This window comes from Spirosoma liriopis, assembly GCF_023196085.1.
Taxonomy (GTDB): Bacteria; Bacteroidota; Bacteroidia; order Cytophagales; family Spirosomataceae; genus Spirosoma; species Spirosoma oryzicola.
Genome location: NZ_JALPRF010000003.1, coordinates 929,525 through 950,641 on the forward strand (window position 1 = coordinate 929,525; position 21,117 = coordinate 950,641).

At 50.0% G+C, this 21,117-nt stretch carries 20 protein-coding genes; 11 read left to right on the forward strand and 9 right to left on the reverse strand.

The genetic code is table 11. From position 1 onward, the window contains the following. The first annotated feature begins 106 nt into the window (after nucleotides 1-106). Nucleotides 107-4,111 carry a hybrid sensor histidine kinase/response regulator transcription factor gene (locus M0L20_RS20815; RefSeq protein ID WP_248478865.1) on the forward strand — a complete coding sequence of 1,335 codons (4,005 nt, stop codon included), beginning with the start codon at nucleotides 107-109 and terminating at the stop codon, nucleotides 4,109-4,111. 235 nt (nucleotides 4,112-4,346) lie between these two features. Then, nucleotides 4,347-4,745: a LytR/AlgR family response regulator transcription factor gene (locus tag M0L20_RS20820; RefSeq protein WP_232558523.1), complete on the forward strand. Its 399-nt coding sequence runs from the start codon at nucleotides 4,347-4,349 to the stop codon at nucleotides 4,743-4,745. 98 nt (nucleotides 4,746-4,843) lie between these two features. On the opposite strand, the gene M0L20_RS20825 is transcribed toward M0L20_RS20820, so the two are convergent. Further along, the gene (locus M0L20_RS20825) at nucleotides 4,844-6,328 is read right to left on the reverse strand and encodes a glycine--tRNA ligase (RefSeq protein WP_248478867.1); all 1,485 of its coding nucleotides are present in this window, start codon (nucleotides 6,326-6,328) and stop codon (nucleotides 4,844-4,846) included. Nucleotides 6,329-6,399: 71 nt separating this feature from the next. On the opposite strand from M0L20_RS20825, the gene M0L20_RS20830 reads away from it, so the two are divergent. The 4 genes from M0L20_RS20830 (at nucleotide 6,400) to M0L20_RS20845 (ending at nucleotide 9,745) form a co-directional block, all read left to right on the forward strand. Next, the gene (locus M0L20_RS20830) at nucleotides 6,400-6,882 is read left to right on the forward strand and encodes a methylated-DNA--[protein]-cysteine S-methyltransferase (protein WP_248478869.1); all 483 of its coding nucleotides are present in this window, start codon (nucleotides 6,400-6,402) and stop codon (nucleotides 6,880-6,882) included. Between the two features lie 3 nt (nucleotides 6,883-6,885). Beyond that, the gene (locus M0L20_RS20835) at nucleotides 6,886-7,926 is read left to right on the forward strand and encodes an MBL fold metallo-hydrolase (RefSeq protein ID WP_232558526.1); all 1,041 of its coding nucleotides are present in this window, start codon (nucleotides 6,886-6,888) and stop codon (nucleotides 7,924-7,926) included. A 76-nt stretch (nucleotides 7,927-8,002) separates the two neighbouring features. After that, on the forward strand, nucleotides 8,003-8,488 hold the full coding sequence (locus tag M0L20_RS20840; RefSeq protein WP_232558527.1) for a lipocalin family protein: 486 nt from the start codon (nucleotides 8,003-8,005) through the stop codon (nucleotides 8,486-8,488). Between the two features lie 42 nt (nucleotides 8,489-8,530). Next, the gene (locus tag M0L20_RS20845) at nucleotides 8,531-9,745 is read left to right on the forward strand and encodes a pyridoxal phosphate-dependent aminotransferase (RefSeq protein ID WP_248478871.1); all 1,215 of its coding nucleotides are present in this window, start codon (nucleotides 8,531-8,533) and stop codon (nucleotides 9,743-9,745) included. A gap of 74 nt (nucleotides 9,746-9,819) precedes the next feature. On the opposite strand, the gene rpiB is transcribed toward M0L20_RS20845, so the two are convergent. Then, complete coding sequence (gene rpiB / locus M0L20_RS20850) at nucleotides 9,820-10,254, reverse strand: ribose 5-phosphate isomerase B (protein WP_248478872.1); 435 nt, start codon at nucleotides 10,252-10,254, stop codon at nucleotides 9,820-9,822. Between the two features lie 265 nt (nucleotides 10,255-10,519). On the opposite strand from rpiB, the gene M0L20_RS20855 reads away from it, so the two are divergent. Beyond that, nucleotides 10,520-11,320 (forward strand): LOG family protein, encoded by an 801-nt coding sequence (locus M0L20_RS20855; RefSeq protein ID WP_232558530.1) that lies wholly within the window; start codon nucleotides 10,520-10,522, stop codon nucleotides 11,318-11,320. A gap of 61 nt (nucleotides 11,321-11,381) precedes the next feature. Here the strand turns inward: M0L20_RS20855 and M0L20_RS20860 are convergent, their stop codons facing one another. Together M0L20_RS20860 and M0L20_RS20865 are read right to left on the reverse strand one after the other, a co-directional pair. Then, on the reverse strand, nucleotides 11,382-12,374 hold the full coding sequence (locus tag M0L20_RS20860; protein ID WP_248478873.1) for a ComEA family DNA-binding protein: 993 nt from the start codon (nucleotides 12,372-12,374) through the stop codon (nucleotides 11,382-11,384). Nucleotides 12,375-12,454: 80 nt separating this feature from the next. Continuing rightward, nucleotides 12,455-13,756 carry a PQQ-dependent sugar dehydrogenase gene (locus M0L20_RS20865; RefSeq protein WP_248478874.1) on the reverse strand — a complete coding sequence of 434 codons (1,302 nt, stop codon included), beginning with the start codon at nucleotides 13,754-13,756 and terminating at the stop codon, nucleotides 12,455-12,457. A 238-nt stretch (nucleotides 13,757-13,994) separates the two neighbouring features. Here M0L20_RS20865 and M0L20_RS20870 point away from each other — a divergent pair, with 238 nt between their 5' ends. The 3 genes from M0L20_RS20870 (at nucleotide 13,995) to M0L20_RS20880 (ending at nucleotide 16,924) form a co-directional block, all read left to right on the forward strand. Beyond that, nucleotides 13,995-14,840, forward strand: coding sequence for a serine O-acetyltransferase (locus tag M0L20_RS20870; RefSeq protein WP_232558533.1), 846 nt, complete (start codon nucleotides 13,995-13,997; stop codon nucleotides 14,838-14,840). A gap of 111 nt (nucleotides 14,841-14,951) precedes the next feature. Further along, nucleotides 14,952-15,860 (forward strand): cysteine synthase A, encoded by a 909-nt coding sequence (cysK, locus tag M0L20_RS20875; RefSeq protein ID WP_248478875.1) that lies wholly within the window; start codon nucleotides 14,952-14,954, stop codon nucleotides 15,858-15,860. A gap of 194 nt (nucleotides 15,861-16,054) precedes the next feature. Next, entirely contained in the window at nucleotides 16,055-16,924 is an 870-nt protein-coding gene (locus M0L20_RS20880) for a YitT family protein (RefSeq protein ID WP_232558535.1), read from the forward strand. On the opposite strand, the gene M0L20_RS20885 is transcribed toward M0L20_RS20880, so the two are convergent. The 5 genes from M0L20_RS20885 to M0L20_RS20905 all read right to left on the reverse strand — a co-directional run bounded on the left by M0L20_RS20885 (nucleotide 16,910) and on the right by M0L20_RS20905 (nucleotide 19,923). Beyond that, the gene (locus tag M0L20_RS20885; RefSeq protein WP_248478876.1) at nucleotides 16,910-17,272 is read right to left on the reverse strand and encodes a Rossmann-fold NAD(P)-binding domain-containing protein; all 363 of its coding nucleotides are present in this window, start codon (nucleotides 17,270-17,272) and stop codon (nucleotides 16,910-16,912) included. The two genes, M0L20_RS20880 and M0L20_RS20885, sit on opposite strands and share 15 nt — an antisense overlap. Next, nucleotides 17,254-17,781 (reverse strand): SDR family oxidoreductase, encoded by a 528-nt coding sequence (locus M0L20_RS20890; RefSeq protein ID WP_248478877.1) that lies wholly within the window; start codon nucleotides 17,779-17,781, stop codon nucleotides 17,254-17,256. Before M0L20_RS20890 ends, M0L20_RS20885 begins: the two co-directional genes overlap by 19 nt. A 26-nt stretch (nucleotides 17,782-17,807) precedes the next feature. Further along, entirely contained in the window at nucleotides 17,808-18,401 is a 594-nt protein-coding gene (locus M0L20_RS20895) for a TetR/AcrR family transcriptional regulator (RefSeq protein ID WP_232558537.1), read from the reverse strand. A gap of 208 nt (nucleotides 18,402-18,609) precedes the next feature. After that, entirely contained in the window at nucleotides 18,610-19,374 is a 765-nt protein-coding gene (locus M0L20_RS20900) for an SAM-dependent methyltransferase (RefSeq protein WP_248478879.1), read from the reverse strand. Nucleotides 19,375-19,455: 81 nt separating this feature from the next. Then, nucleotides 19,456-19,923, reverse strand: a complete 468-nt coding sequence (locus tag M0L20_RS20905; protein ID WP_248478881.1) for a redoxin domain-containing protein — start codon at nucleotides 19,921-19,923, stop codon at nucleotides 19,456-19,458. A gap of 257 nt (nucleotides 19,924-20,180) precedes the next feature. Here M0L20_RS20905 and M0L20_RS20910 point away from each other — a divergent pair, with 257 nt between their 5' ends. Next, complete coding sequence (locus tag M0L20_RS20910) at nucleotides 20,181-21,101, forward strand: ROK family protein (protein WP_232558540.1); 921 nt, start codon at nucleotides 20,181-20,183, stop codon at nucleotides 21,099-21,101. The last annotated feature ends 16 nt before the right edge of the window (nucleotides 21,102-21,117 follow it).

Sequence of the window (21,117 nt, forward strand, 5' to 3'; positions counted from 1 at the left end):
GATACGAATAGCACATAAACATCGAAAAGCCACAGCTGCTAGCGCTAATTTAGCCTTTTTACTCGTTTATCCAGTGAGCCTATGTAAACAGGTAACCTTCGGGTGTATGCGTAGATCTTCCAGCGGTGTTTTTTTCGTGCTGTCCTTTCTATTGATTGGACAGTTAAGCTCGGCCTTTGGACCAAGCCCGGATTACCTGTCTATGCAGAATGGCCTGCCGCAAGGGCTTATTAAATCAATGCTCCAGGATCGGCGGGGCTTTGTCTGGCTGGCTACCCGCGATGGGCTGTGCCGCTTCGATGGTCTCCGTTTCAAGGTCTACCATCACGACCCTCACAATGCGCAGTCTCCTTCTTTCAGCAGTATTTACGAAATAAAGGAAGACAGCCGGGGTTCGCTCTGGACCCGTACGGAAAACAACAACGTCGATCAGTTTAACCCGACAACCGAGCAAACGCGTCGGGTTTCCGATTCTCCCGCTTTTCGCAGCATCGTCAATCATCATCTGCTGACGGCTATCTACCCCGACCAGCAGGGCAATGTATGGGTAGCTACACAATCCAATGGCTTTTTTCTGCTAGGCCCCGACGGCGGAATCAGTCAACGCAACTGGGCGATTAAAAACGACACGGTTCAGCACCGGATTGACGCTCTGCTCGTTGACCGCCACGGATATTTGTGGCTGGCAACCGCCGACGGCCTTCACCGCTATGACCCGAGAGCGCATCAGTTTACCGTTTTTCGGACGGCAAATGGCTTGCCGCGAAATGATGTGCGGGCGCTACACGAACGCAAAAACGGCGAGTTGCTGCTTAGCTTTCCGGGTCAGTTTGCCGTTTTTAACCCGAACGGCGGTGAAACCCGGCAGGTCGTTGCTGTACCCGATCAGCCAACGTTCCCTCCCCTATTCACGGTTGACCATCACGGAAACGATTATGTAAATCTGTATCGCTACAGCGATAAAACAGGGCTAACGCCCCTGGAAATACCGACGGCTCCATCGGTTGTTCATAGCCTCCCGCTGTCGATGCTGATTGACCGGTCAAACGTGCTGTGGATTGGTACCAACGGTCAGGGTGTAGCTAAATATGACCTCAACAAACGACCTTTTCAGGCCCGGCCTTATGCGATCAATTTCCAGACGGACTGGATAAGCCAGCAGTACGGTATGCCAGTTACCGCCATTCCACCAGAAATCAGAGTACAGGACCCTTTTACACTACGGTATCAACTCGACCGTAGTAAGAGCCTGTGGGTGGGTGGACTTAAAACGCCCGTGTTCCGGTATAATTCATCGCTCTGGAAGTTTGAATCCATTCCGCCTACGGGTATCGAAGCCAAGTGGTTGACCAAGGGCGCTTTTCGACTATCGGCGCTGGCTGTTGGAGCCGAAGGCGAATTCTGGGGGCTGCTGGCACCCGACGGACGGGCCGTTGTACGCTACGATCCGGCCAAACGCTCGTTTACCGCTTTTCCCTTGCCGTTGCCAACGGGTCACCCGTATGAAGTTATGGCCATGCAGGTTGACGGTGGCCGCATTTATCTGGCTACGCAAAGTCATGGTCTGCTTCGGGCCGACCTGGCGGATAAGCGATTGATTCACTGGCGTGTAAACCCCGAAGATCCCAACGCTCTCCCGATCAATTCGTTACTCAGCCTGGCCCAAGATCCGAAGCAGTACAATTATTTATGGATAGGGACCTACGGCAACGGTCTGTGCCGTCTGGATAAGCATACCGGCACGATTCGTACGTTTACCGTTCGGAATGGTCTACCCAACAACGTTATTTATGGCATTCGCCCCGACGCGGACGGTCATCTCTGGCTCAGCACCAACCGGGGCCTTTGCCGATTCGACACGCGCACGTTCGAAGTACGCAACTACACCACCGACGATGGACTGCCCGGCGATGAGTTCAACCGATTCCACGACATTTCCCTGCCCGATGGCCGTATTATTTTTGGTGGTTCAAATGGCTACGTTGCTTTTTATCCACGCCGTGTCATCGATAATGCCTTCAAGCCCGTTGTTGCCCTGACAGCCCTGCGGGTTAACAACCAGCTTGTCGATGCAACCGTCCCCGACTCTCCGCTCACGCAGGACATCAACGAAACTCGTGAGATCATCCTTAATCACCAGCAGAACTTTTTGTCGTTTGATTTTGCCGCTTTGCAGTTTAACCACAGCAGTAAAAATCAGTATCGGTACAAACTGATCGGACTGGATAACGATTGGGTGTATAACGGTAACCAGGCTTCCGCTACGTACACGAATCTGCCACCGGCAACCTACACCTTTGTTGTCAACGCATCAAACACATCGGGGGTGTGGAGTCCTTACACCCATCAGATTCGCGTTGTCATCAAACCAGCTCCCTGGTCTACCTGGTGGGCGTATGCCTTCTACGCGCTTCTTTTGGTAGGCGCTATCATCGCGTTCGTTAGAATACGGATCAATCGGGTTCGGCTTCAAAGTCGTATGGAATTACGGGAGCAGGAATCCATCCAGCTAAAAACCATTGATGAAATCAAGTCCCGGTTCTTCGCTAACATTACACACGAGTTTCGCACGCCGTTAACGCTTATTCTGAGTCCACTTGAGCAGTTACTCAAAGAGGTTAACGATCCACACCAGCATAGCCGACTGGGCATGGTGTACCGGAACGCGAGCCAATTGCTGCGTCTTATCAACGAATTGCTTGATCTGGCAAAGCTAGAAACCGGCAGCCTGACCGTTGTACCCACCCAGGGCGATCTGCCCGATTTCCTGGAGCGTACGGTCAGTTCCTTTGAGCAGGAAGCGCAGCGAAAAAATATCAAGCTGCGCGTCTACTACCAGCTGGCGCAGCGGATGTATTGGTTCGACGCCGACAAAGTCGAGAAGATTATCAATAACTTACTGGCGAATGCCTTAAAGTTCACGGACAAGAATGGCACGATCGACGTCAACTTCTTTACATTCACGGCGGTAGATCCTGGCGCTCCGGCTGACATACCGACCTCAATCAATAGTTTACGAATCATCGTTAAAGACACGGGTATTGGTATTTCAAATCATAAATTACCTTTGATTTTCAACCGATTTTACCAAATCAATCAAGCCGACAAACCCGAACTGGTTGGCTCGGGTATTGGATTGGCCTTGGTTAAAGAATTGGTCGATATCATGCAGGGAACGATTCAGGTGGAAAGTCAGCCCGGCAAAGGATCGACCTTTACCGTCGAATTGCCCTGCCAGCCCACAATCGCTCTAGCTTCAATTGCGGCCTCCACGCCCGACTTGGTCAATCACTTACCCGAGCCGTCATTGCAGCCGTTGGACGAGGAAAATGCCGTAACCGACCTACCCCACCTCTTACTGGTAGAAGACAATGACGACATCGCCGAGTTTGTAACGGACATTCTTCGTTCCGACTGGCGGGTCCAGCGGGCTAGCAATGGGCAGGAAGGCATCGAAGCAGCTCTTGCCGATGGTCCGGATTTAGTGATCAGCGACGTGCTGATGCCCGAGATGGACGGGTACGAACTGTGCCGACGATTGAAAAGCAATCCCATTACCAACCATATTCCGGTGCTTCTGTTAACGGCCAAATCGTCCATCGAAAGCCGGGTTGAAGGGCTGGCCGCTGGCGCTGATGATTACATTGCCAAACCTTTCCAAGTCGATGAACTTCGCTGGCGCGTCCGCAACCGATTGGAACAGCAACGGCGGTTTAGCCAGCACTTCCGAACAAGGCTGTTGAGTGAAGGGCACGTACCAACTGTCAGTGCTGTTCCCGAAGATGAGTTCATGAACAAAATCTACGCAGTCCTTAACGCCCGGCTGGGAGACACAACCTTTGGGGTAGAGCCACTGGCTGCGGCTGTCAACATGAGTCGAATGCACCTGAACCGCAAAGTGAAGGCGATGACCGGTCTTTCGCCTAATGAACTAATCCGGGCGGTGCGACTGAACCGGGCCAGCGAAATGCTGCTGACGAATGTTCCGATTTCCGATGTTGCCTATGCCATTGGCTTCGATACACCCGCTTATTTTTCGAAGGTATTTAAAGAGCACCACGGTCTGACACCCTCCGAATACGTCGAACAAAACCGCCACAAATCGACCTAACTAGTCGATCCTCCTGCGTTTACCGCTCAATAAAGAAAGTCCCGGATGTGCATCCGGGACTTTCTTTATTGAGCGGCAGGTAACCATTTGCTCGTAAAAGTGAGCCAATTAGTGGGTATGTTACAAATTTTATAGCACTTGTTACGAATGAACAAGTCGTTCGAATTCATACGTAGTATCATTGCATATCTTCTTTTCTGGCCTAACAGGCAAGCACCGCTAAATGTAAATTTTTATGACCTACGTATCCTCCGTCACAGCTTCGGCCCGTACTACACCCGCTGAATGGCCCCCCTTGAAGTTATACCTGCGTGAGACAGGGCGGCAGTCGTTTCCTGTTTCAGACTTGGTCTATATGCAGGCAGTTGCCAACTACAGTTGGTTGAACTGGATGGATGGACGTCGGATGCTCATGCCACGTACGCTAAAGTATTACATGCCCAAACTGCCAACCGACTGGTTTATCCGGTTGCACCGTAACTGCGTCGTCAACCGTCGGTACGTAGAGCGGCTGGAACGCACCGATACAGGTGGGTTGGTTCACCTAAGCACCGGCGACGTATTACCCGTATCACGTCGGCGCTGGAGCAGCGTTCGCCGGCAGTTAGTCAATAATATGCCACACTTGAATTAAGTCAGCGGTTTTTCGCTTCTTGCAACACCTGTCTTAAAAGAATGGGCTCCGTCGATAGTGACGGAGCCCATTTTCATGCGCTAAAAGCTGACTTGTGATTACATTTTTTCCAGAACGCGTTCGATCGACACTTCCTGTCCGATGCGCGCTTTGAGTTCACTGATTGGAACGCGGATCTGCTCGGTGGTGTCGCGGTACCGGATCGTAACCGTGTTATCTTCCAGGGACTGATAATCGACCGCAATACAGAACGGGGTTCCGATCAGGTCCTGCCGGGTATAACGCTTGCCGATCGCATCCCGATCTTCGTAGATAACCCGAAACTCCGACCGCAGACTCTTGACAATTTCCTGTGCTTTTTCGGGCAGGCCATCCTTGCGCACGAGCGGGAATACAGCCGCTTTTACCGGTGCCAGCGCCGGATGCAGTTTGAGGTAGGTACGCTCTTTCTGATCGTCGCCCTCACCGACCGTTTCTTTCGTGAACGCGTTGCAGAAGATAGCCAGGAACAACCGGTCCGCTCCTACCGACGTTTCGACCACATACGGAACATAATTGCCATATGGCTTGCCCGTTGCCGGATCAACATCGTTGTCGAAATACTGTTGTTTTTTACGGCTTAACTCCTGGTGCGATTTCAGGTCAAAATCCGTGCGGGAGTGAATGCCTTCCATTTCCCGAAAACCAAACGGAAACTGGTACTCAATATCCACGGCGGCATTGGCGTAGTGCGCTAATTTTTCGTGAATATGGAATTTAAGTTTCTCCGCAGGAAGTCCCAATGCCTGGTGGAATTTCAGGCGCGTATCCCGCCAGCGTTCGTACCACTCCATTTCGGTACCAGGCCGCACAAAGAACTGCATTTCCATCTGCTCAAACTCCCGCATCCGGAAGGTGAACTGCCGCGCTACAATTTCGTTCCGGAACGCTTTCCCGATCTGAGCAATGCCAAACGGGATTTTCATCCGACCCGTTTTTTGTACGTTCAGAAAGTTCACGAAGATCCCCTGTGCCGTTTCGGGGCGCAGGTAAATCAGACTGGCATCTTCGGCCAGCGAACCCACCTGCGTCGAGAACATCAGGTTAAACTGACGTACCTCCGTCCAGTTGTCATTGCCCGAAACCGGATCTTTGATTCCTTCCGCAATAATCAGATTCCGAACACCGTCTAGGTCTTCGTTACCCAGCAGCCGGGCCAGCTCTTCGCGCAGGGCTTTCCCTTTTTCTTCGTCGCCGTTGGTTTCGTAGATCTCAGCTTTCTGCTCAATGAGCTGATCGGCCCGGTACCGCTTTTTCGAATCGCGGTTGTCGATCATGGGATCATTGAACGAATCGACGTGCCCCGACGCTTTCCAGGTGAGCGGGTGCATAAAGATCGACGCGTCAATGCCAACAACGTTATCGTGGAGCTGGGTCATTGCCTTCCACCACAATGTCTTGAGATTATTTTTCAGCTCGACGCCATTCTGACCATAATCATATACAGCCTGGAGACCATCGTAGATTTCGGAAGATGGGAATACGAAACCGTATTCTTTAGCGTGGGCAATAATGTCTTGTAAGGAAATTTTCTGCTCTGTCATAATCAGTTACTGAGTCCGCAAAGATAGGGTTTACGACGAAAATCCCCGATATTGGCTAACTTTCCATAACAATGACGACCATCATTTTTGAATCACCGCTGGGTCTTGTTCAGGTGACGGGGGATGAAGCCGGGGTTTCGGCCATCTCCTGCGTGAACGTTTCGGCTGACGAACCCGTCTCGGCATCCATTCCCGAACCCGTCAGCCAGGCCGTCCAGCAGTTAGCAGATTACTTTGCCGGAACGCGCAAAACGTTCGACTTCCTGATTAACCCGGCGGGTACCACCTTTCAACAAACGGTCTGGAAAGCACTCTTGAACGTACCCTTCGGCACAACGCTTTCGTACCTGGCCCTAACCCGGCGTATCGGCGACGAGAAAGCGATTCGGGCGGTAGCCGCTGCCAACGGAAAAAATCCGCTTTGGATTGTCGTTCCCTGCCACCGGATCATTGGCTCCGACGGTTCGCTTACTGGCTACTCGGGTGGCCTCTGGCGTAAAAAGTGGCTGCTGGAACACGAACGGGGTGGTACCGGACAATTGGTTTTATTTTAACTAATGATCAGATCTCGCTTCATTCTCTTTCTGTGGCTCCTGTCGGCGCTGACAGCCTGCGCCCCGCACTACAAAGGCCCGGTTACGGATCACTTTAATGGCAAAAAGTTTGTCAACCCGAACATGCCCGAACGAACATCGGGGGGAGTGCTAAAGTGGCTGTTGCACCGCGACAAAGGCCCGTGGCCGGAGCAACCCGACGCCTTCGTGGGGCCACGACCAGCCACACGCGTCGAAGGCGATAGCCTGGTCGTTACATTCGTCAACCACTCTACATTTCTGCTTCAGACAAACGGCCTTAATATTCTGACCGATCCTGTCTGGTCGAAACGCGTTGGCCCCACCTCGTGGCTGGGTGTCAAGCGCAAACGTCCGCCGGGCTTACGTTTTGACGAACTACCGCCCATCGACGTAGTGCTGCTCAGCCACAACCATTATGACCACCTTGACTTACCGACGCTAAAAAAACTAGTCAAAGCGCATAACCCGCTTTTTGTCACACCACTTGGTGTATCCTATCTGCCAAAGTCGGTAGACGGTCGGACAACGCGCGAATTAGACTGGAATGACACCTTACGGGTAAACGACAACTTACAATTGACCTGCGTACAGGCGCAGCATTTCAGCAACCGGGGCATGGGCGACCGCGACGAAACGCTTTGGTGCGGTTATCTGCTGCACACAGGTTTCGGTACGGTTTATTTCTGCGGGGACAGTGGCTACGGTCCGCATTTCAAACGCATTGGCGAACAGGCATCGCGTAGTTCGACCGGTCCCATTAAAGTGGCACTCTTACCGATTGGCTCGTACCGCCCCGAATGGTTTATGGCTCCGGTCCATGTGTCGCCAGCCGGTGCTGTCCAGGCCCTTCTGGATACGAAAGCACAGCAAGCCGTGGGCATTCACTTTGGTACGTTCCAGCAGGGCGACGACGGCCTCTATGAGCCAGCGAACGATTTGCGGAAAGCACTCCAGGAAAAACATATTCCAGAAAACCAGTTTTTAGTACCTCAGGAAGGCCGGGCAATTACGTTTAAACGATAAGCAGACAATTCGCTCCGTTTTTTGTAATCTTGCCAACGCGATCAGGCAACTATTGAGTAATGAATCCTTCAATCCCGTGAAACAAAAATCCTTACTTTTTCTGCTTGCGGTCTTTTGCGCGAGCGTTCTTGCCGCCTGTTCAAGAGAAAATGAGGTAGCGGCTGACTCAGGCCCAATTGTCGGCCAGTGGGATATCAACCGCTACACCATTTCGAACCTGCCCGCTTCCTACTCTACGTTGAATGGAACGGTCAGCACCAATCTCGGCACCGATACCTACACCTTTCGATCCGATTCGACGTATTCGGAAGAGTATTCCCCGTATAATTCTTCGTCCAAAAGTACCGAAGAAGGTCGATGGTCGTTTCGCGATACGTTGTTAACGCTACGCCCCAATCCAGCCTCTGGTCAAGTGACTCCTTATACACTTAAGTATGCACGGTCTACGGGCGAAATGTCTACCGGGCCGTTTAAATCCTCCGGAACTGTTGTTAATCCGACAACCCAGGCAACCGAGACCGTGAATTATCAGCTTGAGTTTTTCTACAGAAAGCGCTATTAATCACCAGTTGATTTTGGGAAACGAGCCTCGTAGCTTTGCAGCATGGATGAGATATTAAAGAGCGATCGGCTGACGCATTTAAAATATGATATCAGAGGGCCGGTTTACGAAAAATCGCTTGAGCTTGAGAGTCAGGGCTATAAAATCATTAGCCTGAATATTGGTAACCCGGCAACGTTCGGCTTCGACGCTCCCGACGAAATTGTTCATGACATCATCCTGAATATCCGCAACGCCCAGGGTTATTCCGATTCGCGTGGGTTGTTTGCCGCCCGCAAAGCGGTTATGCACCACACCCAGAACATTGGCTTGCCGGGCATTACCATCAATGACATTTACATCGGCAACGGTGTCAGCGAGCTGATCATGTTATCGATGCAGGCATTGCTGAACGAAGGCGATGAAGTGCTTATTCCGACCCCGGATTATCCACTCTGGACCGCTTCTGTGGCGTTTTGTGGGGGGAAACCCGTCCACTACGTCTGCGATGAAGCCGCCGATTGGAATCCTGATCTAATCGATCTGGAAAACAAAATCACGCCCAGAACCCGGGCGATCGTCGTCATCAACCCCAATAATCCGACCGGTGCCGTTTACGATAAGAGTATTCTGGAAGGGATCGCTCGCATCGCTGAAAAGCATAAGCTGATTGTCTTCTCCGACGAAATTTATGACCGGATTCTGTACGACGGAACGGTGCACTACCCGATAGCCAAGATGATCCAGGATACGCTCTGCATCACGATGGGCGGTTTATCAAAAAATTATCGGGCTGCCGGTTTTCGCGGAGGGTGGATGATTATGAGCGGGGCCAGACAACGGGCCAAATCCTACATTGAAGGGTTAACGCTATTGGCCAGTATGCGCCTTTGTGCCAACGTACCAACGCAGTACGCTATCCAAACGGCCCTCGGTGGCTACCAAAGTATCAACGACCTGGTTATTCCAGCGGGACGGCTCTATAAGCAAATTATGCTGGCCTACGACCGTATGACGGCTATTCCGGGTGTATCGTGCGTGAAGCCGAAAGGTGCCCTGTATATTTTTCCGAAACTCGACTTAACCCAGTTCAACATTGCCCACGACGAGCAGTTTGTCTACGATCTGCTGACGGAACAGAAAGTGCTGGTCGTAGCCGGAACCGGATTTAACTTCCTGGATAAAAATCACTTCCGCATCGTTTGCCTGCCAAGCGTTGATGAGTTGACGGTAGCCTTAGATCGTATCGAAGCGTTTCTGGAGAGCCGCCGAAAATAAACAGTTCGCCCGGACAGCCGCCATGAGTAGCGCGACGATCCGGGCGAATAACTTCTTTAGCATTGTTCGGTCAATCAGCAGGCTATCTTGTCTACCCGCTGCTGGTGACGTCCTCCCTCAAATTCGGTGGCCAGAAAGAGCTGCACACACTGAAGCGCATCGTCCAGCGAAATGAAGCGCTCCGGTAAGCAAAGCACGTTGGCATTGTTATGCTGGCGGGTAAGCTGAGCAATGGCGGGTTGCCAGACTAAAGCCGCTCGTATGTTCGGGTGTTTATTAGCCGTCATGGATACGCCCTGTCCGCTCCCACAGATCAAGATTCCCCGTTCTGCTTTCCCCGTTTCGACCGCTGACGCAACCGGGTGAGCAAAGTCAGCGTAGTCAGCCGAATCCGCTGAGTAAGTTCCAAAATCAGTTACAGTGTAGTTACGGTCTTCAAGCCACGATTTGATCGCTTCCTTGTAAGTAAACCCGGCATGATCGGCACCGAGTGCAATGTGTTCAGGCATAGTACAATACGATAAGTAGAAAGTTGGCTATGGATTGATTGATGCTGGTCTTATGGCTCAGCTATCAATTCATTCGGATAGCTTATTTATCTAGTTTCTGACGAAACGTTTTGGCAAAATTATTCGTTATTTGAATCCGCCCTAATAAAAATTGCGGTTAGACTCATTGCTGACTCTTTATTTTATTACTCAACACAGGACGGTAGTAGTCTGATTATTAACGAAGTGAGTACGTTTCGCGCCCACTGCCTTTTTTATTACCCAAATGGAAGAAACAAAAGAAAATGTTCACCGCTCTGAAACGCAGAGTACCGAACGCATTACGCAAGACTTACCAAAGCGCGACGAGTTACTGCTTACTCCTGACGAACAACGTATCAAAGACGCCTTTCAGGATCGTAACTGGAACGAAATTAAAACAGCCGACTCCTGGGCAATTTTTAAAGTAATGGCGGAGTTTGTGGAAGGTTTCGACAAACTTGCCAAAATCGGGCCGTGTGTTTCTATCTTCGGTTCGGCCCGCACCAAACCTGATAATCCGTACTATAAAATGACGGAAGAGATTGCGGCTAAGCTGGTACGTCACGGTTATGGCGTAATCACCGGTGGCGGTCCGGGTATTATGGAAGCGGGCAACAAAGGAGCCTTTGAGCAAGGCGGGAAATCAGTTGGTTTAAACATCAAACTTCCTTTTGAGCAACACAGCAATATTTACATCGATCCAGATAAAAGCATCAACTTCGACTTCTTTTTCGTCCGGAAAGTAATGTTCGTTAAGTACGCGCAGGGGTTTGTTGTCATGCCCGGTGGGTTAGGAACCCTTGACGAACTGTTCGAAGCTATGACGCTTATTCAGACCCGTAAAATCGCTCGTTTCCCCATTGTTCTGGTAGGCCGTTCGTTCTGGAGTGGGTTGATGGACTGGATCAACGACGTCATGTTGGGCCAGGAACACAACATCAACCCGGAAGATATGAAACTGGTGACTGTTGTAGACACACCTACCGAAGCGGTCAAGGCAATCGATGATTTTTACAGCAAGTACCTGCTGAAACCAAACTTCTGATAGGTGGTTGAATTTTGACCTGATCGTCTTGGCGGTTGGTCAAAATTCAACCACTCTTTGGTTAAAACTCCAAATATGGACCGATCTTTTCGATTGTCTTCGCGTCCAGAATCCGGATTGGCTTCAGCGATTCAGCGGAACTGTAAGCGCCGTGCTGCTCCCGGTAGCGTACAATGACCTCAGCCTGCCGACGTGATAAAAACGGGTGACGATCCAGTTCTTCAGCACTAGCCGTGTTGATTGCGATCCGGCGCGGTGCGGATTGAATTTTTGCAAACTTCTGTAACTCCTCCAAGGCTAACGAGTCAAGTCCGTATATATCCCTGAACTGGTCCGTCGCGACGAAACCGCCGAGCGCATCCCTGAATTTAATGATTCGTCCGGCCAGTTTGGAGCCAATTCCTTTCAAGGCAATCAACTGAGTGGTATCGGCCGTGTTGATGTCAAATGGTTGTAGTGCGGGTTTTGCAAAAGAAGCGTGACTGTTGCTCTTATACCCATCGGTGGCGTAGGACTTCCCGGCCGAAACCTGTTTATCGGTTGTCCGGCTGTCCGCATATTTTTTCGTTGCGGGCTGATCGGCCAACGTTATGTATGGCTCTAGCTGATCGTACAGATCGGGAGGAAAGTCATAAATACGCAGTAAATCTTCTTTTTTACGGAACTGCCCTCCTTTGCTACGGTATTTTTCGATTCGCTCGGCCAGCCAGCGGGGCAATCCTAGTTGCTGCCAGCCTGCTACGCTAACAGTATTCGGATCGAACGCGAAGAGTTTCGGCTCGCTGAAACGCTCCGCAGTGGTCTTTTCGTTTTCCGGTCTTGCGCCAAACTTGGGTTGTCGAGCTTCCTCCGCTTGCATCAGGCTCACCAGACTATCTAGTTTGCGCTGATCAGCAACGGATGTATCGACGGATTTGGGATCGGCAACAAAGCGATACAAAAAAGGGATTAGCAGGCAAAGCAATGTAAGGGAAATCAGTACCAACGTCCCTCTGGCTTCTTTGTGAGAAAATCCGAAATAATCACGAATAAGCGCTTGTAAACGATTGAACATAATGGTGAGTACCTGTCGATTGAACGACTAAAATACGTAACCAAAATTAAACAATCAATTTACTTATAGCTCTACTAAACCTAGTTCTCTACGAGTTTAAGGATCTTTCCTTCTCCCAGATCGCACAAGTACAACTCGTTTTTCTGATCCTCGCCGAAAGCTGATATGGCCCCTGCCCTGGGTACGATTTCCTGATTCGAAGCTGACTTCGTACCGTTCGGTGTAAGCGCCCAAACCCGGCCACTCGCGTAATCAGCATAAACATACTTGCCGCGCAACGATGGATTCTGCGCTCCCCGGTACACGATACCACCCGTTATAGAGATATTGCCATCCCGATGCGGATACTGCCAAATCGGGGCAATCAGGTTCTTAGGAGTGGAATTCCCTTCGGCCTTATAGTCCTCACGGCCTTCTTTAACACGCCAGCCGTAATTTCCTCCTTTTGTGATGATGTCAACTTCCTCTATTTCATTCTGACCAACGTCGCCCGCCCATAGCTGACCTTTTTCGTCAAAGCTTATCCGCCACGGATTGCGCAAACCGTACGCAAATAGTTCTTCACGCAATCCCTCCTTGTTGTTGGCAAATGGATTGTCAGCGGGAATACCGTAGTGCCCTTTTTCGGTGCTGTTTACATCGACACGCAGTATTTTACCAAGCCAACTGCTCCGATCTTGTCCGTTGTTCTGCGGATCGCCCCCACTTCCGCCATCACCCGTTGCTACGTACAGATAGCCGTCAGGCCCAAACAGCACTTTACCGCCGTTATGATTTGAGTACGGTTGTTTGAACCGGAACAGGATCACTTCGGAATTAGGATCAACCTGTGACGCATTTGTCGAAGAAGCTTTAAACCGGCTTACTATCGTTTCGCGGGGATTATTCTTAGTGTAGTTCACAAAGAAAAACCCGTTCTCCTTAAATTTTGGGTGAAAAGCCAGTCCTAATAGCCCCATCTCCCCGCCATAGGCGACTTTATTCCGAATGTCCAAGTAGGTTTGGGAGGACGTAACATCAGGGTTGTTATCAAACATTTTGATACGACCAACCTGTTCGACCACAAACACCCGATTAGAGCCATCGTTGGCGTGTGTGTACTCAACCGGTGAGTCAAACGTCAATTTTGGGTAAGCGTTCACGGCCCGAACTGAAGCAACTGACTTGGCTGAAGTAGCTTTGTCAGATTCGAAGATCGGAGGCAGTAGACCGGCCTCCTCGACATCTCCTTCGTCACCGGTGCTCACCAGCGATTTTATGTGCTCTACGCCGGCATTGTCAGCCACTTTTTTACTGGGTTGACAGAGCGACCACATAAACCAGGAAAACCCGGCTGTAGCAACCAGCGATAATAAAAATGCATTTATAGCCTTACTAAACATGGCTGTTCATCGTAGTTTGTTGATTAATTCAACACGAACAAAATAGACGCCAAACTAACCGTAGCTACTTTACGTTACGCTTTTGTTATGATATTGACAAAAATCCTTGGATTAGGAACGTTATTTGCTATTATTATACTCAGTTAAGTGTCGTACGATTTCCTCATCGCGGGGCAACTATTCTACTTTTTGAGTTCTCGTAACGACCTTACTTATTTAGTTATTCGCCAATACGATTATGCTTGTTGCTAATACTTCTTTCCTCGACCACCTACAGGCCCAACGGTCGCAGTATCGGTATAAACTTCCCTCCCGCCCCGATGCCGGTCGATTTATTGATCAGTTGATGCGGTTGCTGTTTCCCGTTACGCAGGACTGCCAGTCGGCTTCTCAGCATATCGAGGAAACTTACCAGAAGCTGCATCAGCAACTTATTTGCCTGTTTCAACCCTTGTCAGCCACGCTGCCCACTAATCCTGAAACGATTGCGGACAAGTTCTTTGAGCAGTTGCCCGTTATTTATGACAAGCTGTTTTTGGATGCTCACGCCATCGTAGACAACGATCCGGCGGCCGTTGGCGTCGAAGAGGTGGTAGCGGTCTACCCCGGTTTCTACACCATTGCCGTGTATCGCATTGCGCACGAACTGCTTGGCCTGAACGTGCCGCTTCTGCCCCGGATGCTCACGGAGTACGCACACGGTCTTACAGGAATCGATATTCACCCTGGCGCGCAGATTGGCCGGTCGTTTTTCATCGACCACGGCACGGGCGTCGTGATTGGGGAGACAACCGTTATTGGCAATAATGTCAAGGTTTACCAGGGGGTTACCCTCGGCGCAACCCACGTTGCCAAGTCTATGGCTCAGAAGAAACGGCATCCAACGATTGAAGATAACGTGGTTATCTACGCGAATGCCACCATCCTGGGCGGGCGCACCGTTGTTGGGCATGATTCGGTCATTGGCGGTAACGTTTGGCTGACTAGTAGTGTAGAACCTTATTCGCTGGTTTACAACCAGCACCAGACCGAGGTTCGGCTTAAATCGCTTGACGATGCCGAGCCAATAAATTTTGTCATCTAAAATAGAATAACCTTAAATTAAGTTAAATGGGTAATTAAGGAGCTAGCGAACACGGCTATCTTTTTGATTACCCATTTATCTTTAGTGTTCACGTACCCAATCCCTACTTTCATGAAAGCTACCACTATCCTAGATACCATTGGCCAAACTCCGCACGTGCGCCTGAACCGCCTTTTTCCGGGTTATGAGGTTTGGGTAAAACTCGAGCGAGCCAACCCCGGTGCCAGCATCAAAGACCGCATTGCGCTGGCGATGATTGAAGATGCCGAAGCAAAGGGCTTACTTACATCGGGAAGCACAATTGTCGAACCTACCTCGGGCAATACAGGTATTGGTTTAGCGATGGTAGCCGCCGTAAAAGGGTACAAGTTAATTCTGGTCATGCCGGAATCGATGAGTATCGAACGGCGTAAGATCATGGCGGCCTACGGCGCTACTTTCGACCTAACCCCACGCGAGTTAGGCATGAGAGGAGCAATTGCCCGCGCTCACGAATTGATCGAGGCAACACCTGACGCCTGGATGCCCCAGCAGTTTGAAAATCCGGCAAACATTGAAATTCACAAACGCACAACCGCCCAGGAGATTCTTGCCGATTTCCCCGACGGATTCGATGTGTTGATCACGGGAGTTGGTACGGGCGGTCATATTACGGGCGTATCGGAGGTGTTGAAAGAAAAATTTCCGAATCTCAAAGCTTATGCCGTCGAGCCCGAGGCTTCCCCGGTGATTCGTGGTGGGGCTCCAGGCCCACACCCTATCCAGGGCATTGGTGCCGGTTTCATACCGCAGAATTTACAACTCAGCGCTATTGATGGCACTATCCAGGTAAGCCGCGACGATGCCTTTGACTGGGCGCGACGAGCAGCACGGGAAGAAGGTTTATTCGTGGGTATCTCGTCAGGTGCTTCCCTGGCGGCTGTTCACCAAAAATTACCCGAAATCACGCCTGGCAGTCGAATTTTGACATTCTCTTACGATACGGGTGAACGATATTTGTCGGTTGATGGGTTGTACTAAGTAAGCAGGCAAACAGTACACTGTCCGTTTGCATCGATTAACTGCTTAACTACCAAAGTACATGTGGGGAATTACGGTAAACGGGTAATTTGGCTTTGTCCCTCAAAGTCACTAGTTACCCCGGCTACTTGTTTACCTCACGCTTCCTAACTACCAGTAACCCATAACTTAGTTTTCACGTTTAACGCGACACTATGATCCAACATTCCGCAACGTACCGTATCATTAAAGACACACTTTTTATTACCGCAGGCGTACTTGGTGCCGGTATGGGTATCAAAGGTTTTCTGTTATCAAGTCATTTCATTGATGGGGGTGTCACGGGCATATCGATGCTGCTCGCTTCCCTGTTTAATATTCCCCTACCCATCTGGCTATTGCTTATCAACTTACCTTTTATTGGGTTGGGTTACCGACAGTTTGGGCGGCAATTTGCGCTTAAAAGCACACTTGGGATTGCGGGTCTTTCGCTTAGTCTGGCCGTTATTCCTTTCCCGGATGTAACACCGGATTTTCTGTTGACGTCTGTTTTTGGCGGATTTTTCATCGGAGCCGGAATCGGACTGGCCATGCGGGGAGGTGCTGTTCTGGACGGAACCGAAATTGCGGCTTTGCTCATCAGCCGAAGCAGCCACATTTTTAAGGTAAGTGACGTTATCCTGGTTCTCAACGTAGTCATATTCAGCGCTGCCGCTTTTTTCCTGGGCGTCAACCCTGCGCTGTACTCCATGATCACTTATTTTGCCGCATCCAAAACAGTAGACTTCGTTATTCACGGTATCGAGGAATACACGGCGGTCCTTATCGTCTCTAAAAATCATGTGGCCATTCGCGAACAGATTATCGAGTGTGGTTGGGGAGTAACCGTCTTGAAAGCCGAAGAAGGCTATGGAAAGCACGGTAGCCACCATGACCTTGACTGTGTCTTGTACGTGGTATTGACCCGACTAGAACTCAGCCGTTTACGAAACATGATCTCGATTGTTGACCCAACGGCCTTTGTCATTCAGCACACGGTTGATGATGTGGCGGGCGGAAAAGTAAAAAGTTTACCCTTGCATTGACGCGCTATCGGCGAAACGCTCAACGGTTGTTTGTGGAACACCCAGGTCGGTCCACGTTTGCTGGGCCTCAAACACTTCGGGATACCCGTTGAGCGCTTTTGTGATGTGCCAGCCGTAATCGGCCTGAGCTGAAAATAACTGTCCGAGTCTTATCAGCGAAGAAGGTACCGTAAGTGTCACCAGTTTTTTCGTTGGGTAAGCTTTCACGAAGCGTTCGGCAGCTTCATGCTGGGTGATCGCTTCCGGTCCCTGAATGACGTATTCCTGATGTTGTCCTTCCTGCGCAATCTGAAACGCCCTGGACACTTGTTTGCCGTAATCCTCGGCGGCTATATAGCACGGACGCACAGAAGATCGATCTGCAACACAAAACGCCCAACCCGCTGCGTGGTGTTGAGTGACTCCATAAAACAGGACGGATAAAAGATGGTGTACGGAATTCCCGACGCTTTGAGCAGGCGGACAGCCTTCTGCTTTATCGCAAACACCCACCAGCTGAACCCATCCATGTCTTGATAGCGCATAACAATTGACGATAGATACGCAATTCGACGTACGCCAGCTTGTTTGGCCGCTTCAATTAGATTAACTATCCCCTGCTCTTCGGTATGAAAATCGGCAGGTTTTTCGGTTTGCCTGATCGATAGGTTCAGGTAAGCCGTATCGATGCCTTGCAAGGGACCGACGAGACTAGCTGTAGTTCGCAAATCACCGGCGGCTATCTCTATATCAGGAAACAGACGACGGGCTGCGTCCACATCACGGGCAATGATCCGTATGCTGAAACCGGCCTTACGTAGTTCGTGAGTAACAGGTTTACCAATCATTCCTGTTGCACTAATAATGGCAATATGCATTTAATGGCTGCGCTGAAAAGCACAAATTAGCGCAGACCCCGCACAAACCGACGCATTGCTTCCCGGTAAACCTGCTCCGATTTATCGAGCGGCTGCTGGTCTTTCAGCAGCATTGCCAGCGTAATCATGCCATGCGACACCGACCACCACTCGAAATACAATCGTTGAATGCTTTCCTTTGCTTTAGGAATAAACGAGAAAATTGTCGCGCTAACCACGTCGCTAACCGCCTGCATAGCCTCTGACTGATCAACGGGGATGGTACAGTAAGCACCATCCAGGTTATACATCACCTGATAAATTTCGGGCTGTTGCCGCGCAAACTCCCATTGAATAAGCGAAATCTCGTAAAGTCGCTTTTCCGGGTCTCTATATAATTTTACAATACGCTCGTACTCCTGATGCAGATGGCGAAACCCTTCGTTTCGAATTTCGTTCAGCAAAACATCTTTGCTGTCAAAATATTCGTAGACGATGGGGGCACTATACTCAATGGCATCTGCAATTTTACGGATTGACACGGCCTGCCAGCCTTCCCGGCGGGCGATAGCTTTTGCGGTTCCCAGTATGCCAGCACGGGCATTTTCACGGGAACGGGGCTTGCGCTCGATGGTTTCCATAAACGATATAGAAGGTTAACCTTAGTTAACAGTGTTAAATCGCCTGAAAACTACGTATTTATGCGCGTATAATCTATGATTAATGCATAAATTATAAAAAAAATTATATACTCTCCCAAAGGCTTTAAACCCTGAGCAATGAAAACGAGACGAGAGGGAAGGTAGTTAACACCTGTTAAGTTTGTTAAAAGAGCCTTGGTAATCAAGGCTATCTTCGTTCGGCTACTAGCCATACGCCAGCATCGCCAAGTTCATACGGTTCTCCTTCAACTGTACCATAACAGTCAACGATGGCGAAGCCTGCTTCGACAAACAGGTGACTTAATTCAGCTAAAGTATACACAAAGTGTTGCGCTGTCCGGGTATGTGTCTCGCCATTTCTGACGTAAGTCAGGTGAGAATCGATGCGGCTTTCAAGGGGATCATACGTATTTTCAACCAGGAACAGAATCGCATCGTCGCCTTCACCCACAGGCTGCCAGTTGCGCTCCTGGTAGTCGGGCAGCACCGATTCGGCAATCATCTCCGAATGAGCCAGGAACCGCCCGCCCGGTTTTAACAGATCCGCTATTCGCTTCAAAAAAGCAAGCATATCCTGGCGGGGAAAGAAACTAAAGCTATTTCCTAAACAGTAGGCTGCATCATACGGCGCATACGGATCTAGATCCGAAACGGGCATCGTCAGAAAATCACCACGAATCGCTTCGAGCGCCAATTTTTCTTTCTTAGCAACCGCCTTGCACTCATCGATGTATTCGTCCGAAATATCGACGCCCATAACATGAGCACCCATTCGGGCTAGCGGCAATGCATGACGACCGTAGCCGCAAAAAACGTCGAGTACCCGATCGCCCGGACCGAAATCCAGCGTTTCGACGAGCAATTCAAGATCCAGTTGTGTCTGCTCGTCAGTTTGGGCGGCTTTCCAGGCATTTTGCGGCAACCCGTGAAAAAAAGTATGATACCAGGCCATGAGGAAAAGAACTACGAACGGTGAATGGACTACCCTATATAGCAGCCCATTCACCGTTTCTTAATTCGGCAATAGTGATGATTAATTAAGAGAAGCGAGTGTTTCGCGGACAGCCTGAAAGTTGGGAACGTCACCCGCACTGTCGAGCACTTCGGCATACTGAATAATGCCTTCTTTATCGATCACGAAAGCAGACCGTTTGCTCACTCCTTTCAAATTCATGACAAACGTTTCGTAATACGTATCGTAGGCTTGCGACACTTCCTTGTTGAAATCCGACAGCAGATTGAACGGTAATTGCTGATCTTCCTTGAACTTTGCCAGTGTGAATGGCGAATCGACGGAGATAGCAACAATATCAGCGTTCAGATCAGCGTACGTGGTTATATTATCCCGCATTTCGCAAAGCTCAGCCGTGCAAACGCTCGTAAAGGCCATTGGAAAAAATAAAATGATTAAATTTTTGCCTTGAAAACTGCCTAATGATACCTCCTGTTTATCACTGTTGAACAGGGTAAAATCGGGTGCTTTTTGTCCGGGAGTTGGCATAATCGATTTTTGATTTTGGATTTTGGATTGTTGCTTTGGTGTAAAATCCGTCTGGAGGCCGAAATTCCGAAAAAGCAAAGGGAAAACAAGCATTATTCTGCAAACCGCTACTCGTTCTTTTTACAAATCACCCCAACGGCTCTTATTTTAGTTATCGTTTTTGGCCAACTAGTCAACCAAGGTAGCGTATAAACGGTTACTCAAACACTATACCTTTACAGACACTCGAACGTAAATCAGAAATCGTATCTTTTTAAATGCAAAACTACTGGGGCATTGATTTGGGCGGCACCAAAATAGAAGGTGTTATTTTAAGTGCTCCTTCGCCCGACGCCGTTATTATCCGGAAACGAATCGACACAGAAGCGCACAAAGGCTATGATCATATCCTAGCCCAGATTCTCCGACTCATCGATATTCTTAAAACAGAAACGGGTTTGACCCCGGAACGGATCGGTTTTGGAACACCGGGCACGCATGATCCGGCCCGGCAAACCATGAAAAACTGCAACACCACCGTGCTGAATGGCCGCCCTATGAAACAGGATCTGGCCCGGATGCTCGGTGTTCCCGTCGAGGTAGCCAACGATGCCAACTGCTTTGCGCTGGCCGAAGCCACGATGGGTATTGTGCCCGATGTTGTCCCAAATTTTCAATCGGTATTTGGCGTGATCATGGGTACGGGTGTTGGCGGGGGCGTTGTTATTCGCGGACGCGATGGCGTTCCGTTCGTGCTGAACGGCCTACAGGGTATTGGGGGCGAGTGGGGTCACAACATTCTGGAAGAAAACGGCTATCCTTGCTATTGTGGCAAACGGGGCTGTAACGAACAAGTAATCTCAGGACCTGCCCTACAACGGTATTATCACCAGATCAGTGGTGAAGAGCGGACGATGAAAGACATCATGGAACGGTATACTGCCGGTGACGATTTATTTGCCAGCCAAACGGTCAACCGACTGCTGGAATACTTTGGCCGTGCGATTTCCGTGATCGTCAACATCCTTGATCCGGATGCGATCGTATTGGGCGGGGGCGTCGGTAATGTTGATTTGCTGTACACCGAGGGTGTTGAGCGGGCAAAAAAATATGTGTTCAACTCGGGCGAATTGAACACACGTTTTCTAAAACCTAAATTGGGCGACAGCGCGGGCGTCTTTGGTGCAGCGCTGCTGTAACGCTTTATCGTTTGTG

What these genes read in the sequence shown, in the direction of transcription:
- M0L20_RS20855 (WP_232558530.1), top strand. Translation starts at nt 10,520, where the DNA reads ATGGAAGAAACAAAAGAAAATGTTCACCGCTCTGAAACGCAGAGTACC.
- M0L20_RS20815 (WP_248478865.1), top strand. Translation starts at nt 107, where the DNA reads ATGCGTAGATCTTCCAGCGGTGTTTTTTTCGTGCTGTCCTTTCTATTG.
- rpiB (WP_248478872.1), bottom strand. Translation starts at nt 10,254, where the DNA reads ATGCCTGAACACATTGCACTCGGTGCCGATCATGCCGGGTTTACTTAC.
- M0L20_RS20820 (WP_232558523.1), top strand. Translation starts at nt 4,347, where the DNA reads ATGACCTACGTATCCTCCGTCACAGCTTCGGCCCGTACTACACCCGCT.
- M0L20_RS20860 (WP_248478873.1), bottom strand. Translation starts at nt 12,374, where the DNA reads ATGTTCAATCGTTTACAAGCGCTTATTCGTGATTATTTCGGATTTTCT.
- M0L20_RS20900 (WP_248478879.1), bottom strand. Translation starts at nt 19,374, where the DNA reads ATGGCCTGGTATCATACTTTTTTTCACGGGTTGCCGCAAAATGCCTGG.
- M0L20_RS20865 (WP_248478874.1), bottom strand. Translation starts at nt 13,756, where the DNA reads ATGTTTAGTAAGGCTATAAATGCATTTTTATTATCGCTGGTTGCTACA.
- M0L20_RS20870 (WP_232558533.1), top strand. Translation starts at nt 13,995, where the DNA reads ATGCTTGTTGCTAATACTTCTTTCCTCGACCACCTACAGGCCCAACGG.
- cysK (WP_248478875.1), top strand. Translation starts at nt 14,952, where the DNA reads ATGAAAGCTACCACTATCCTAGATACCATTGGCCAAACTCCGCACGTG.
- M0L20_RS20895 (WP_232558537.1), bottom strand. Translation starts at nt 18,401, where the DNA reads ATGGAAACCATCGAGCGCAAGCCCCGTTCCCGTGAAAATGCCCGTGCT.
- M0L20_RS20880 (WP_232558535.1), top strand. Translation starts at nt 16,055, where the DNA reads ATGATCCAACATTCCGCAACGTACCGTATCATTAAAGACACACTTTTT.
- M0L20_RS20825 (WP_248478867.1), bottom strand. Translation starts at nt 6,328, where the DNA reads ATGACAGAGCAGAAAATTTCCTTACAAGACATTATTGCCCACGCTAAA.
- M0L20_RS20905 (WP_248478881.1), bottom strand. Translation starts at nt 19,923, where the DNA reads ATGCCAACTCCCGGACAAAAAGCACCCGATTTTACCCTGTTCAACAGT.
- M0L20_RS20910 (WP_232558540.1), top strand. Translation starts at nt 20,181, where the DNA reads ATGCAAAACTACTGGGGCATTGATTTGGGCGGCACCAAAATAGAAGGT.
- M0L20_RS20890 (WP_248478877.1), bottom strand. Translation starts at nt 17,781, where the DNA reads ATGCATATTGCCATTATTAGTGCAACAGGAATGATTGGTAAACCTGTT.
- M0L20_RS20835 (WP_232558526.1), top strand. Translation starts at nt 6,886, where the DNA reads ATGATCAGATCTCGCTTCATTCTCTTTCTGTGGCTCCTGTCGGCGCTG.
- M0L20_RS20845 (WP_248478871.1), top strand. Translation starts at nt 8,531, where the DNA reads ATGGATGAGATATTAAAGAGCGATCGGCTGACGCATTTAAAATATGAT.
- M0L20_RS20830 (WP_248478869.1), top strand. Translation starts at nt 6,400, where the DNA reads ATGACGACCATCATTTTTGAATCACCGCTGGGTCTTGTTCAGGTGACG.